Source organism: Sorangium sp. So ce448 (genome assembly GCF_051520915.1).
GTDB lineage: Bacteria > Myxococcota_A > Polyangia > Polyangiales > Polyangiaceae > Sorangium > Sorangium cellulosum_B.
In genome coordinates this window covers 6,018,109-6,032,846 of record NZ_CP150343.1, presented here as the reverse complement: position 1 = coordinate 6,032,846, position 14,738 = coordinate 6,018,109, and the positions used below count along the sequence as shown (strand labels likewise).

The 14,738-nt window shown below is 69.9% G+C and carries 7 protein-coding genes; 5 read left to right on the top strand and 2 right to left on the bottom strand.

Annotated features, from left to right (window positions below):
- The first annotated feature begins 4 nt into the window (after positions 1 to 4).
- The 5 genes from WMF45_RS22680 (at position 5) to WMF45_RS22660 (ending at position 12,170) form a co-directional block, all read left to right on the top strand.
- The gene (locus tag WMF45_RS22680) at positions 5 to 5,074 is read left to right on the top strand and encodes an AAA family ATPase (protein WP_437718929.1); all 5,070 of its coding nucleotides are present in this window, start codon (positions 5 to 7) and stop codon (positions 5,072 to 5,074) included.
- A gap of 187 nt (positions 5,075 to 5,261) precedes the next feature.
- Positions 5,262 to 6,284, top strand: coding sequence for a sugar-binding protein (locus tag WMF45_RS22675; protein WP_437718928.1), 1,023 nt, complete (start codon positions 5,262 to 5,264; stop codon positions 6,282 to 6,284).
- Positions 6,285 to 6,363: 79 nt separating this feature from the next.
- A complete protein-coding gene (locus tag WMF45_RS22670) occupies positions 6,364 to 7,890 on the top strand; it encodes a sugar ABC transporter ATP-binding protein (RefSeq protein ID WP_437718927.1) in 1,527 nt (508 codons plus the stop codon).
- Between the two features lie 34 nt (positions 7,891 to 7,924).
- Positions 7,925 to 9,061, top strand: a complete 1,137-nt coding sequence (locus WMF45_RS22665) for an ABC transporter permease (protein ID WP_437718926.1) — start codon at positions 7,925 to 7,927, stop codon at positions 9,059 to 9,061.
- Between the two features lie 481 nt (positions 9,062 to 9,542).
- Positions 9,543 to 12,170, top strand: coding sequence for a glycoside hydrolase family 15 protein (locus WMF45_RS22660; RefSeq protein ID WP_437719568.1), 2,628 nt, complete (start codon positions 9,543 to 9,545; stop codon positions 12,168 to 12,170).
- Positions 12,171 to 12,201: 31 nt separating this feature from the next.
- Here WMF45_RS22660 and WMF45_RS22655 read toward each other — a convergent pair whose 3' ends face one another.
- The gene (locus WMF45_RS22655; protein WP_437718925.1) at positions 12,202 to 13,392 is read right to left on the bottom strand and encodes an ATP-binding protein; all 1,191 of its coding nucleotides are present in this window, start codon (positions 13,390 to 13,392) and stop codon (positions 12,202 to 12,204) included.
- Positions 13,389 to 14,675 (bottom strand): sensor histidine kinase, encoded by a 1,287-nt coding sequence (locus tag WMF45_RS22650; protein ID WP_437718924.1) that lies wholly within the window; start codon positions 14,673 to 14,675, stop codon positions 13,389 to 13,391. Before WMF45_RS22650 ends, WMF45_RS22655 begins: the two co-directional genes overlap by 4 nt.
- Between the last annotated feature and the right edge of the window lie 63 nt (positions 14,676 to 14,738).

Below are 14,738 nucleotides of genomic sequence, written 5' to 3'. Positions count from 1 at the left end.
TTCCGTGAGCCAGCCGATCTACGTCGACTCGAGCATCGAGGTGTTCGAAGGAACCTGGGGTGAAGAGCGCAAGCCTGCTGTCTTCAAGGTCCTGAAGAGCGAGTTCCCGAGCGCGCGTGAGCTCGCGGCGCTCCGGCACGAGTACAACGTGCTCTGCGCGCTCGACGTCGAGGGTGTCGTCAAGGCGTATGGTCTCGAGAAGCACAGGAACGGCCTCGCGCTCGTGCTCGAGCGGCCGAGCAGGACGACGCTGCACGACCTCCTGCGCGCCGGCCCGCTGGAGCTCAAGGCGGCGTTGACGATCGCCCGCTCGGCGGCCCGGGTCCTCGACGAGTTCCACCGCCGCAAGGTGATCCACAAGGACATCAAGCCGCACAACCTGCTCGTCGACCCGGACACGCTGGAGGTCCATTTCGTCGGCTTCGGCATCGCGACGCTCCTCCCGCAGGAGACGCAGCAGGCGATCAGCCCCGAGGCGCTCGAGGGGACGCTCGCGTACATGTCGCCGGAGCAGACCGGCCGGATGAACCGCGTGATCGACCGCCGCACCGACCTCTACTCGTTCGGCGTGACCCTCTATCAGATGCTCACCGGCGTCCTGCCGTTCACCGGCAGCGACCCGCTCGATCTCATCCATGGTCACATCGCGCGGACGCCGGTGCCGCCGCCCGAGCAAGTCCCGGGCGTGCCCGACGCGGTGTCCCGGATCGTGATGAAGCTCCTCGAGAAGAACGCGGAGGACCGGTACCAGAGCGCCTTCGGGCTCTTCGCCGACCTCGACGCGTGCCTCCGCCAGCTCTCGAGCTCCGGCGCCGTCGCGCCCTTCGCGCTCGGCCTGCGCGACATCCCCGACACGCTGCGCATCCCGCAGAAGCTCTACGGCCGCGCCGAGGAGGAGCGCGCGCTGCTCGCCGCCTTCGAGCGCGCCGCCGGCGGGGAGGGCGAGCTCCTGCTCGTGTCGGGGTACTCGGGCATGGGCAAGTCGGCCCTGGTGAACGAGATGCACAGGGCCATCGCCCAGCGAGGCGGCTACTTCACCGCGGGCAAGTTCGAGCAGCTGAACCGCGGGGCGCCGTACGCATCGCTCGCGCGCGCCTTCCGGGAGCTCCTCCGGCACATCCTCACCGAGCGACCGGAGCAGCTCGCGCGCTGGAGCGCGGCGCTCTCCCGCGCGGTCGGGAGCACCGGCCAGCTCCTCGTCGACCTCATCCCGGAGCTCGAGTGGATCATCGGCCAGCAGCCCCCCGTCCAGCAGCTGCCGCCGGCGGAGGCGCAGGGCCGCTTTCACGCGATCTTCAAGGCGTTCGTCCGCGTCTTCGCGACCGCCGAGCACCCCCTCGTCCTCTTCCTGGACGACCTGCAGTGGGCCGACCCGGCCTCGCTCAAGCTGCTCCAGGTCCTGGCCGCGGATCCAGAGCGCGGCCACCTGCTCCTCCTCGGCGCCTTCCGCGACAACGAGGTGTACGCGGCCCACCCGCTCCGCGTCGCGCTCGACGAGATCGAGAAGGCGGGCGCGCCGCTCCGCGAGCTCACGCTGAGGCCGCTCGCCCTCGCCGACGTGATCGCGCTGCTCTCGGACACGCTCTCCGCGGCCCGCGCCGACGTCGAGCCGCTCGCCCGCGTCGTGTTCGACCGGACCCAGAGCAACCCGTTCTTCGTGCGGCAGTTCCTGGGCTCGCTCCACGCGGAGGGCCTGCTCCGCTTCGAGAAGGGCGCCTGGACGTGGGATCTCGACGGCATCCGGCGGCGCACGGTCACCGACAACGTCGTCGACTTCATGGCGCGCAAGATCGAGGAGCTCGAGCCCGAGCTCGTCCGCGTCCTCCGCCTCGCGGCCTGCATCGGGCACGAGTTCGACCTGCGCACCCTCGCGGTCATCAGCGAGCGGCCGGCGCACGAGACCGTGGCCGCGCTGTGGAAGATCCTGCAAGAGGGCCTGATCGCGCCCGTGGACGCCGACTACCGCCTCGCGCACGCGACCGACGCGACCGACGACGAGGCGCAGACCGGCGTCGACTGGCGCGTCACCTACCGCTTCCTGCACGATCGCGTCCAGCACGCGGCGTACTCGCTCATCAGCGAGGATCGCAAGCGCGAGGTCCACCTCAGGATCGCGCGGCTCATGCTCGCCAGCTGCGAGGGCGCCGCGCGGGACGAGGCGCTCTTCGACATCGTCAACCACATCAACATCGCGGCGCCCATCGTGACCTCGGCCGCGGAGCAGGCCACGGCCGCCGAGCTGAACCTCGCCGCCGGCAGGCGGGCCAAGGCCGCCACCGCCTACGAGGCGGCGGCCGGCTATTTCCGAGCGGGGCTCGGGTTTCTGCCGCGCGGCGGCTTCGACGACCACTACGAGCTCGCGCTCGCGCTCCACAGGGAGCGCGCCGAGGTCGAGTCGCTGTGCGGCGCCTTCGAGGAGGCCGAGCGGCTCTGTGCCGCGGCGCTCGCCCGCGCCCGGACGGCCATGGACAAGGTCGCTGTCCTCCTCGTCCAGGCGAACCAGTACCTGCTCCAGTGGCGCAATCACGAGGCGACCCTCGTCCAGAAGGCCGGCCTCCGGCTCCTCGGCTGCCCGATCCCCGAGGCCCGGGAGGAGGTCGCCGCGCTTCTGGAGCAGGAGCTCCGGGCGGTGCCCGTCCTCCTCGGCGCGCGCAGCATCGAGGAGCTCGCCCGCGCCCCGAGGACGACGAGCCCCGAGCACCCCGTGACGCTGGAGCTGCTCGTGAACCTGTTCTTCGGGGCCTACAACTCGAGCGACCAGACGCTCGCGAACCTCGCCATCGTCAAGATGGTGACGCTCTCACTGCAGCACGGGAACAGCGACATGTCCGCGTTCGGATACGTCGCGTACGGCATGGTCGTCGGCCCGCTGCTCGGCGAGTACGAGACGGCGTACCGGTTCGGCAAGATGGCCGTCGAGCTCGCAGACCAGCTCGACAACCTCGTGCTCCGGGCCAAGACCTACCACATCTTCTCCGCGGACGTGCACAGCTGGACGCAGCCCCTGCGGAAGGCAGATCCCTATTACGACCGGGTCTACGACCTGGGGCTCCAGGCCGGCGACTGGACGGCCATGGGGTACATGATCAGCCAGAGCGGCTCGGACCGGCTCACCTACGGGATGAACCTCACGGAGCTCTCGCAGCTCACCGAGACGCACCTCGCGTTCCTGCGGCGCGCCCGCAGCCATGACATCATCGATATCCTCCTCGCGGGCGTGATCCAGCCGCTCCGGTGCCTGCAAGGGCTGACGAGGGGGCGGCTCAGCTTCGACGACGACGGGTTCGACGAGGCGTCCTACGCGGCGAAGCACGGCGGCTCGCCCTACCACATGGGGTGGCTGCTTTACGCCAAGATCCGGAATGCCTACCTGTTCGGCGACAGGGCGAGCTTCGCCGATCTGATGCCGAAGCTCGCCGTGATCGAGGGCGCCTTGCCGACGCACGCCAAGGTGCCCGAGGCGACGTTCTACGCGGGCCTCATGCGGATCGCCGCGTGGGAGAGCGCCGAGGGCGCGGCGCGGCGGGAGCACGAGGCGCACCTCTTGCGGCTGCTCGGGCGGATGAAGCGCTGGGCCGACGCCGGGCCGGACAACGTGCTTCACAAATACCTGCTCCTGCTCGCCGAGCAGGCCCGCGTCGAGGGGCGGAGGGCCGAGGCGATGGACCTCTACGAGCGGGGCATCGAGGCCGCGCGGCAGGCCGACTACATCAACAACCAGGCGCTCGGCAACGAGCTTTACGGCAGGTTCTGGCTCGCCCAGGGCAGGGTCGAGTTCGCGCACATCCACCTGCGCAGGGCGGTTTACCTGTACGAGCGCTGGGGAGCGACCGAGAAGGCCAGGGCGCTGCGCGAGGAGCTCGCGCCTGCCGACCCCACGGCCCTGGGCGAGCCTCTGCCGCTCTCGCCGACCGGCACCGCGCTCCAGGGCCTCGTCGCGGGGGAGAGCTTCGATCTCGCCACGGTCCTCAGCACCGCCCAGGCCATCTCGAGCGCGATCGTGCTCGACAAGGTGATCGAGCAGGTCCTGCGCAGCGTGATCAAGAGCGCCGGGGCGAGCCGGGGGTTCCTCATCCTCTCGCGCGGCGAGGTGCTGACGGTCGAGGCGATGATCGCTGTCGGCCCCGATACGGTGAGCCTGGGTCTCTCGATGCCCCTGGAGGCGCGCCTCGATCTGGCCCGCTCGGTCGTGCATTACGTGGCGCGCTCGCGCGAGGCGCTCGTGATCGGGCGCGCGGACGACGACCCGCGCCTCGCCGGCGATCCGCACGTGATCGCGCGCCGGCCGAAATCGATCCTGGGCTTGCCGCTCCTGCACCAGGGCCGGCTGAGCGGGGTATTGTACCTGGAGAACCACCTCGCGGAGCACGCGTTCACCGCCGATCGCATCGAGCTCTTGCGGCTCCTGTCCTCGCAGGCGGCGGTGGCGGTCGAGAACGCGCTGCTCTACTCGGACCTCACGGCCGTAAGCGCCGAGCTCCGTGAGGCCAACGAGCGGCTGGAGCAGGAGGTGAAGGAGCGGACGGAGGAGCTGTCTCTGGCCAACGTGCGCCTCTCCGCGCAGAGCGCCGAGCTCCGGGACGCCAACCTGCGCCTGCTGCACGAGCTCGGCGAGCGCGAGCGCGCCGAGGCGGCCCGGGCCGAGCTGCAAGAGGAGGTGATCCGGTTCCAGCGGGCGAAGATCTCCGAGCTGTCGACCCCGCTCGTGCCCATCACGAACGACGTCATGGTCATGCCGCTCATCGGCACGCTGGACGAGGAGCGCGCGCACGACGTGCTCGAGACCCTGCTCGACGGCGCGACGAGGAGCGGCACCCGCACCGTCATCATCGATGTCACGGGGATCAAGGGGGTCGATCAGCGCGTGGCGAACGCCCTGCTCAAGGCGGCGAACGCCCTCCGGCTGCTCGGGGTCCAGGCGGTGCTGACGGGCATCCGCGGCGAGGTCGCGCAGGCGCTCCTCCGGCTCGACATCGACATGTCCCGCATCGTGATCCGCGGGACGCTGCAGAGCGGGATCGCCTACGCCGTCGGCCGATCGGGCGGCATGAGCGCGCCGGGCACGCGGCCCTAGGGGGGCGAGCGGCGCGCGGCGATCTGCGCGTCGAATCGTGTAGACACGTCCGGAGCGGATCGCGCATCATGAGTCGGCCAGTTGACCGGGGGGTCCTGCTTTATCGTGGCCCGCGCGGCGGAACGAGGCGTATGGGCCCGTCGCGCGAGTCGGCTCTTGTCGGGTGGACGGGTGGAGGGGAGAGCGCATGTTGAAGAGCATCGGTCGGTTCGTGGTCGGGGTCTGCATGGCGGCGGGGCTCACGGCCCTGGGCTGCGACAACGGCGGCGCGCCGGCGGCGGGGGGCAAGCCGAAGCTCGCCTACATCACCAACGGCGTCGCCCCGTTCTGGACCATCGCCGAGAAGGGCGTCATCGACGGCGCGAAGGAGCACAACGTCGAGGTGAGCGTCGTGATGCCGAGCGACGTGAACGACCAGCTGCACCGGGTCGAGGACCTGCTGATCCGCGGCGTCGACGGCATCGCGATCAGCCCGATCGACGCGGAGAACCAGGTCCCGCTGCTCAACAAGGCGGCCGCGAAGACGAAGCTCATCACGCAGGACTCGGACGCTCCGAAGAGCGATCGCATCGTGTACATCGGCATCGACAACTACGTCGCTGGCCGGATGGCGGGGCAGCTCGTGAAGGAGGCGATCCCCGGCGGCGGCAAGGTGGCCATCCTGGTCGGGCGGCTCGAGGGCGACAACGCCCGCAAGCGCCGTCAAGGCGTGCTCGACGAGCTGCTCGATCGCCAGGACAACAGCGCCGGGAACGACCCGCTCAACCAGGAGCTGAAGGGGGCGAAATACACCATCGTCGCGACCCTGACCGACCAGATCGACGCCGCCAAGGCGAAGAGCAACGCCGAGGACATGATGTCGGCGCACCCGGACCTCGTGGGCCTGATCGGCCTGAACGCGTACCACACGCCGGCCCTGCTCGAGGCGGTGAAGCAGGCGGGGAAGATGAGCTCGATCCATGTCGTCGGCTTCGACGAGCAGGACGCGACGCTGCGCGCGATCCAGGACGGCGAGGTGGTCGGCACGGTGGTGCAGAATCCGTACATGTACGGCAAGGAGTCGGTACGCGTGCTCGCGGCGCTCGTGCGGGGGGATAACTCCGTCGTGCCGCAGGACAAGTTCATCTCCCTGCCGGCCCGGCAGATCCGCAAGAGCAACCTGGACGAGTTCTGGGCCGATCTGAAGCAGAAGGCGGGCAAACAGCAGTGAAGCCGGCGCCGGGCAGCGCGGCGCCCGCGCGGCGCGCGCGCCCGAGCCGAGCCCGGCGACGCTCGACGCGCTGACGCGAATGACAGCCTCCTCGCCTGAACCGGACGCGACGCCGCTGCTCGAGGCGCGCGGCCTGACCAAGCGCTTCCCCGGCGTGCTCGCGCTCAGCGGCGTGCACCTCGCGCTCGGCCGGGGCGAGGTGCTCGGCATCGTCGGCGAGAACGGCGCCGGCAAGAGCACCCTCATGAAGATCCTCGCCGGGGTCGAGGCGCCCGACGCCGGCGAGCTGCTCTTCGACGGGCGGCCTGTCGCGTTCGGCTCCGTCAGGGAGGCGCTCTCCCGCGGGATCGCGCTCATCCACCAGGAGCTCAACCTGGCGGACAACCTCGATGTCGCGGCCAACATCTATCTCGGCCGGGAGCCGCGGCGGGGCGGCTTCATCGACGAGGGCAGGATGGAGCGGGAGGCGCGGGCGATCATGGCGCGCGTCGGCCTCGCGTGCTCGCCGCGCGCGCTCGTCGGCGGCCTGTCGCTCGGGCAGCGGCACCTCGTCGAGATCGCGAAGGCGCTCTCCGCGAACGCGCGGGTGCTCATCATGGATGAGCCCACGTCGTGCCTGTGCCCGCACGAGGCGGAGGCGCTCTTCCAGGTGGTGAGGGAGCTCCGCGCCGGCGGGATCAGCGTCGTGTACATCTCTCACCGCCTCGGCGAGGTGAGGGCGCTCTGCGATCGCGTGCTCGTGCTGCGCGACGGCGAGAACGCGGGCGAGCTCGCGCGCGGGGTGGAACTGAGCCACGAGCGCATCGTGCGATTGATGGTGGGCCGCGATCTCTCCCAGTTCTATCCGCACGTCCCGAACCCGCCCGGCGAGCCGGTGCTCGAGGTCTCCGGCCTCCGGACGTCGAGGCACCCCGAGCGAGCGCTCTCCTTCACGGTGCGCGGCGGGGAGATCGTCGGCGTGGCCGGGCTCCTCGGCGCGGGGCGCACGTCGCTGCTCCGGACGCTGTTCGGCGTCACGCCGGCGGCCGGAGGCGCCGTCCGCGTGGCCGGGCGGGCGATCACGCCGCGCGCCCCGCGAGAAGCGATCGCCGCCGGGATAGGCCTGGTCCCGGAGGACCGCCAGCAACAGGGCATCATCCTGGAGATGGCGATCCGGGCGAACGTGAGCCTGCCGAGCCTCGGCACGGCGCAGCGCTACGGCGTCCTCGACCGCGCGGGCGAGCGCCGGATGTCGGCGCGGATGATCCGGGAGCTCGGCGTGCGGACGCCGACCGACGTGCAGCCGGTGCAGCACCTGTCCGGCGGCAACCAGCAGAAGGTCGTCATCGCAAAATGGCTCTCGATGTCGCCGCGCGTGCTGCTCCTGGACGAGCCGACCCGCGGCATTGACGTCGGCGCCAAGCACGAGATATACCAGCTGATGGAGCGATTGGCAGCGAGCGGCATGGCCACCCTGTTCGTCTCCAGCGACATGGAAGAGGTGATAGGCATGTCCGACCGTGCGCTGGTGATGCACGAGGGGCGCATCGCCGGCGAGCTCGGCCGCGCCGAGCTGAGCGAGGAGGCGATCATGCAGCTCGCGACCGGCAGCGACGCCGCGGCGTGACGCGGCATGATAGGACCCATCGAGGCCAGAGAGCATGTCTGTGACGACGACACATGACCTCCGGGCGCGCGGCGCCGCGCCGGCCGCGCCGCTCGTGCACGGCACGCGGCGGAAGGTGGTCGGCGTCTTCTGGCTCCTCCTCGCTGTGTCGCTCGGCACCGCGCTCCTGAACGGGAGGTTCCTCCTCGCGGAGAACCTCGAGAACCTGATCCGGAGGACGGCGCTGTTCGGCATCCTCAGCATCGGGGCGGGCTTCGTGATCATCACGGGCGGTATCGACCTGTCGATCGGGTCGGTCGTGGCGCTCGCCGGCTGCATGCTGCCGTGGCTCCTCTCGGTGCAGCACTGGCCGCCCTCGCTGGCGGTGCCCGTGCTGCTCGGCATCTCCCTCTGCATCGGGCTCGCGCACGGGCTGCTCATCACGAAGCTCCGGCTCCAGCCGTTCGTCGTGACGCTCTGCGGGCTCCTGCTCTACCGGGGCACCGCGCGCGGGATCTCCGGCGATCAGACGCAGGGGTTCGGCGTCGGGTTCGAGTCGCTGCGCTACCTGTCGGTCGGCAGCCCGCTGTCGGTCCCCGTGCCGTTCCTCTCGTGGATCTCCGAGGGGCGCTTCAGCCCCTACGCGGTGCACCCGTTCACCGGCGTGAAGACGCGGCTCGGGCTGATCACGTGGATCGACATCCCGATGCCGTTCCTCTTGTTCCTCGCGATCGCGGTGGCGGCGTCGATCTTCCTGAACCGCACCGTCTATGGTCGCTATCTGATGGCGCTGGGCCGCAACGAGCAGGCGGCCCGCTACAGCGGGGTCGATACCGACAGGATGACGATCCTCGCGTATGTCCTCTGCTCGGTGCTCGCCTGCTTCGGGGGCATGCTGTTCGCGCTGGAGGTCAACTCGGCGCAGCCTGTCGATTTCGGCAATTTCTACGAGCTGTACGCGATCGCCGCGGCCGTGCTGGGCGGCTTCAGCTTGCGCGGCGGCGAGGGCGCGGTGCTGGGCGTCATCCTGGGCACCGCCCTCATGCAGGTGCTGCGCAACGCCATCAACATGCTGGGCGTCCCGACCCAGATCGAGTTCGCGGTCATCGGCGCCGTCATCCTGATCGGCGTCATCGCGGACGAGGTGGTCAGGCGCTACGCGGCGGCGAGGCGCAAGGTGGTTGGCGCGTGAGCTGATGAGCTCGCGGCGGCGAGGTCGACGCCGCGCTCCGTCGAGCCCGCGACGGGAGCTGCGCTGTCTGCGTCGATCGCTCTATCGCTCGATGGTCTCGGTGCTGGTGGATCCGCGCCGGCACGGCGGCCGGCACGGCGCATAGAGCGCAGCGTCGCTGTCCTTGCCAGGAGCTCGGCATGGCGGCGCGCAGGTGCGCGCGAGCGCGTGAAGATCGCGTGCTACGCTACAGCATTGCTGGCGTCCCACGCGGAGCCGGAGCGAAGTGAGCGCAGGGGGCACGGGCCGCGATCCGCCAGTTCGACGTAAAAACATCAATCAAGTCGCTGGCTTACGGTAGCCGTGGAGCGGTCTTCACGCGACGGCCACCCGAGCGAAGGGGAATGGCGTGATGCTGAAGCGCATTTCTTGTGACATTGCAATTGTTTGCCTGACACTCGGGCTCGCGGGCTGCGCGCTCGACACGGATGCAGAGGAGCCGATGGCCGGGGAGTCCGCCGTCCCGTTCCCGTTCAACACCGCCGGCAGGGCACCGCGGAAGGTAGAGGCCCTGAAGGCGCTCGGCGCCGGCATTGCTGCCAAGGGGGTCGGGGTACCCTCTGTGTGGGGACCTGCGGAGAAGTCCTTCCTCGGCACATCGACGACCGCGGCCTCGAGGGTCTACTTCACCGGTCATCGCGGCATCGTGTCCGAGGTGTTCTATCCGGTGCTCGACACGGTGAACACCGTCGATCTGCAGTTCCTTGTGGGGGACACGGCGAAGACCTTCGTCGACGAGGAGAAGCAGCAGAGCTTCACCGTGACCCAGCCGGACAAGCGGTCCATGCGCTGGCAGGCGACGACAACGAACAGCGCCCACAACTGGCGGATCACCAGGACCGTCTTCACCGATCCGGGGCGCAACGCGTTGATCCAGCGCGTCCAGTTCGACGCCCTGGGCGGCAGGAACGTCACCCAGTTCAACCTCTACCTGCTCCACAACCCGGCGATGGACAACTCCGGGGCCGGCGACACGTCGAGGACCGTGGATGCAGGGGGGCGCACGCTGCTCGTCGCCTCGGAGAACAGCCGCGCCTCGGCGCTCGCCGCGTCGCGCCCATGGAAGGTGGTGAGCGGCGCGCCGATGGTGTCGAGCGGCTTCGTCGGAGAGTCGGACGGCTGGACCGACCTCCTCGGCGGGAACGTCGACAGGACCATGACCTGGCGAAACGACCTGGCGAGCGGGGGCAACGTGGCGCAGATGGGCTGGATCGACCTCGGGACCAGCGCCGTCACCAGCGTCTCGTTCGACGTCGTGCTCGGCTTCGGCGCGACCGAGACCGAGGCGGCCTCCACCGCGAACGCGACGCTCGGCAGCAACCTGAGCACGCTGCAAACCACCTACGACAACGGGTGGAAGACCTACGCGGCCGGGCTCAGCAGCCAGAGCGCCACCGCCGACGACCAGTATTACCTCGCGGCGATGTCGCTCAAGGCGATCCAGGACAAGTCGAACGGCGCCATGATCGCGGGGATGGGCACGCCCTGGGGCGAGACCAACGGCGACGGCAACAACGGCGGCTACCACCTGGTCTGGGCGCGCGATCTGTTCAAGTTCGCCAGCGCGCTGGTGACGGCCGGCGACACCGCGACCGGGACCTCGGTCGTCAACTACCTGTTCAATACCCTGCAGCAGTCGAGCGACTGCGGCGCCGCCGAGTACGACGCGCCGGGCTGCCCGCAGGGCTACAGCCGCGTCGGCCGCTTCCCGCAGAACGCCTGGGTCAGCGGCTGGCAGTACTGGCAAGGCACGCAGATGGATGAGCAGGCGATGCCGATCGTCCTCGCGTGGCGGCTCGGACCTTCCGTCTACAACCCGCTGTGGAAGAAGATCAAGAGGACCGCCGACTTCATCGTCAACACCGGCCCATGGACCCAGCAGGAGCGGTGGGAGGAGAACGCCGGGTACTCGCCGTCGACCATCGCGGCGGAGATCGCGGGCCTCGTCTGCGCCGCGACGATCGCCCGCGCGAACGGGGACACCACCAGCGCGGCGCGCTACATGGCCGCGGCGGACTACTGGCAGCAGAGCGTCGACCGCTGGACGTTCACGACAACGGGGTATCACGGCGACGGCCGGTATTACATCCGCATCAACCCCTCTGCGCGGGGCAACACGGGCAGCGGGCCGCAGGTGTACAACCCGGTGTCCGGGCCGGACACGGCGGTCAGCTTCACGATCGGCAACGGCGGCGGCACGCACGATCAGCGGTACATCGTCGATGGCGGGTTCCTCGAGCTCGTGCGGATGGGGGTGAAGCGGGCCGACGATCCCTCGATCGTAGCGACGCTGCCCGAGTACGACGCCATCCTGAAGCGGACCATCGCCGGCAAGGGCGACGCGTGGTTCCGCTACAACTACGATGGATACGGCGAGAAGAACGACGGCGGCAACTTCGACGGCAACGGCGGCCGGGGCCGGCTGTGGCCCATCTTCACGGCCGAGCGCGGCATGTTCACGATCGCCAGCACGGGTGTGGGCGCCGACGGCAACCCCTACCTGACCGCGGTGAAGGCGATCTCGACGCCGCAGGGCTTCATCCCGGAGCAGGTATGGAGCGAGACGACGGACGTCACCGGCTGGTCCGTCCAGAAGCCGGCGAACGTCGCGGCGGGCACCCCGACGCGGTCGATGAGCCCCTTGAACTGGGCGATGGGAGAGTACATCAGCCTGGTGGCGTCGATCCGGGCGGGCAGGGTCGTCGATGTCCCCTCGGTGGTCTGCGGCCGCTACAACGCGTGTGGGGTGCCGCCCGGCTCCGGCGAGGCAGGCGTCACGGTCAACGTCACCGCGACCACCGTGGTCGGACAGCACATGTACGTCACTGGCAACACCGCGGCGCTCGGCAGCTGGAACACCGATCTCGGCGTCCCTGTCGATCCGCGCGGTTACCCCGTGTGGACGAACCGCGTGAACCTGCCGGCCAGCAGCGCGCTCCAGTACAAGTACTATCGCAAGAACGCCGACGGCACCGTGACCTGGGAGAACCTCCCGGGCGGAGGCAACCGCACGATGAGCACGCCCGCGTCCGGCGGGACGCTCACGCTCAACGACACCGTGAGCTGGTGAGCGGTCAGCGAAGCGCGGCGCGCGGGCGAGCCTACGCCGTGGGGCGCTCGGGCTTGCAGGCGCGCCCGGCCTTCGTCGGGACCGTGAAGAACACCCGCGTTCCCCGGCCGAGCTCGCTCTCCACGCGGATCGCGCCGCCGTGGCGCTCGACGAGGTTCTTGCAGATCGACAGGCCGAGCCCCGTGCTCTTCTCGCCGCCGGTCGACCGGGTGCTCGTCCTCCGGAACTTGCGGAACAGGCCGCTTATCTCGTCCGGGCGAATTCCCAGGCCCTGATCCTCGATCATCACCTCGATCGCCTGACCGAGCCTCCGCGCGCGCACCGTCACCGTCGTGCCCGGATGAGAGAACTTGAACGCGTTGCTGAGCAGGTTGCTCAGGACCTGCTCGATCCGCGCGACGTCGCAGCAGACGAGCGGGAGATCCGCGGGCACGTCGACGTCCACCGCGATCCCCTTCCGGCCGGCGCCGTGCTCGTTCAGGGAGACCGCCGCCATGAGGATGCCTCGCAGGTCGGCCTCCTGCAGGCGAAGCCCGCCGCTTTCGTGCTCCAGCGTCGTGATGTCGAGCAGGTCCTCGAGCAGCTGCAGCGCGAACTCGGCGTTGTCCTGGATCTTCACGGCGTAGCGCTGCGTGTCCTCGGGCCCCACGCCGACGCCGGCCAGCTGCATCTTCGAGAACCACTGGATCGCCGCGATCGGATTGCGCAGATCGTGCGCGGCGATGCCCATGAGCTCATGGGTCCTCTGGGCCACCTCGGCGAGCTGCTGGTTCTCGAGGTGGAGGGCGTCGGCGCTCGTCTTGAGGCTCGAGAGGAGCCGCTGGCAGCGGCTGATGCGCTCGTGCTGCGCGAACGCGTCGCTCACGACGCCGGCGAGCTCCGGCGGATCCCATGGCTTGGAGATGAACCGGTACACGCCGCCCTCGTTGATGGCCTGGATGGCGGCGCTCGTGTCCGCGTAGGCGGTCATGAGGAGGCGGACGGTCTCCGGGAACTCAGCCTTGACTCTGGCGTAGAACTCCGTGCCCGTCGTGCCCGGCATCCGCTGGTCGCTGAGGACGACAGGGATGGGCCGCCCGCGCAAGATCGCGTGGCCCTGCTCGGCGCTCTCCGCGATGAGGACATCGTAGTCGCGCCGGAGCTCGCGGCGGAGCGCCTTCAGCGTCTCGGGCTCGTCGTCGACGAGGAGCAGCGCGCGCCGCTCGCCGGAGGCGCGCGTCATAGGTCGGGCTCCTTCGGCAGCGTGATCGTGAAGGTGCTGCCCACCCCGGGGGTCGATCGGACGGTGATCGTGCCGCCGTGCTGATCCACGATGATCTTGTGCGAGATGGTGAGGCCCAGCCCCGTGCCCTGCCCGACAGGCTTGGTCGTGAAGAACGGATCGAAGATCCGGCCGAGGACATCAGGGGTCATCCCGGCGCCGTTGTCCTCGAACTCCAGGGCGACCCGGCGCGCTTCATCGCGCTCGCGGATCACGATGCGACCGTTCCCCCGGCCCCGGCACTCGACCGCCTGGGCCGCGTTGATGAGGAGGTTCAGGAACACCTGGCTGAGCTCCGCCGGCTTGCAGCGCAGCATCGGCAGCTCGGCCCACTCGACCGTCACGTGGACGCCGCCGTCCTTCAGCGTCGGGCCCGCGATCGCGAGGGTGCTCTCCAGGCACTCTTTCAGGTCGCAGCGCTCCTCCTCCGCCCGGTCGATCCGCGTGAAGGTCCTGAGGTCCTCGACGATCTTCTGCACGCGCGCGAGGCCGCCCAGCGTGCCTTTCACGAGATCCCCCGTATCCTCGCGCAGAAAGTCGGGCTCGACCTCGGCGCGGAGCGCCTCGGCGAGGCCCTTCGCGTCGTCCGAGCCTGCGCTGACGGCGGCCCGCTCGAGCGCCTCGTAAGCGGCGAACAGCCGATCGAGCGACTCTGCCAGGGTGTGCACGTTGCTGCGGACGAAGGCGAGCGGGTTGTTGATCTCGTGGGCCACGCCGGCGGCGAGCTTGCCGAGCGCGTTCATCTTCTCGGAGTGGACGAGCATCGATTGCGTGGCGCGCAGCTGCTCGAGCGATCGCTCGAGCTCCTTCTGCTCGGACACGAGCCGCCGCTGGAGGCTCGTGATCCGCGAGTTGAGCGCGGACACCTCGGCGACGACGCGCTCGAGCTCGATCACGTCGAACTCGGCGAGGAGCAGCAGATCGTGGCCGAGCCGCCAGACCTCTCCCCGGAGGCTGTGCGCGACGGACTGGAGATCCCCGAAGTGCAGCATGCCGCGGTAGATCGGCTCCCCGGCGCCGTGCCCGGCCGCGGCGAGCTGCGCGAAGCTCGGGCTGACGAGGCGAGCCTCGGCGCGACCCGGCTCGCCCGTCCCCCCGAGCAGCCGGCGCATGCCGTGGTTGGTGAGCCTCGGCGCGCCGTCCGGCGCGAACACGCCGATCGCGAGCGCGGTCGAGGCCATGAGGAAAGCGGCGGCGAGCTCCGCGACCGGACCGTCGAGCTCGTGTCCCGGCGGCGGGGCCACCAGCGGCGCTCCTCCGTTTTCTCCTGCGCTTTGCGTGCTGCGCGGTTCCATCGGAATCATCGG

Bases quoted from the DNA above. Each gene is read 5' to 3' on its own strand.
- WMF45_RS22660 (WP_437719568.1), top strand. From the start codon at position 9,543: ATGGCCGGGGAGTCCGCCGTCCCGTTCCCGTTCAACACCGCCGGCAGG.
- WMF45_RS22670 (WP_437718927.1), top strand. From the start codon at position 6,364: ATGACAGCCTCCTCGCCTGAACCGGACGCGACGCCGCTGCTCGAGGCG.
- WMF45_RS22665 (WP_437718926.1), top strand. From the start codon at position 7,925: ATGTCTGTGACGACGACACATGACCTCCGGGCGCGCGGCGCCGCGCCG.
- WMF45_RS22655 (WP_437718925.1), bottom strand. From the start codon at position 13,392: ATGACGCGCGCCTCCGGCGAGCGGCGCGCGCTGCTCCTCGTCGACGAC.
- WMF45_RS22675 (WP_437718928.1), top strand. From the start codon at position 5,262: ATGTTGAAGAGCATCGGTCGGTTCGTGGTCGGGGTCTGCATGGCGGCG.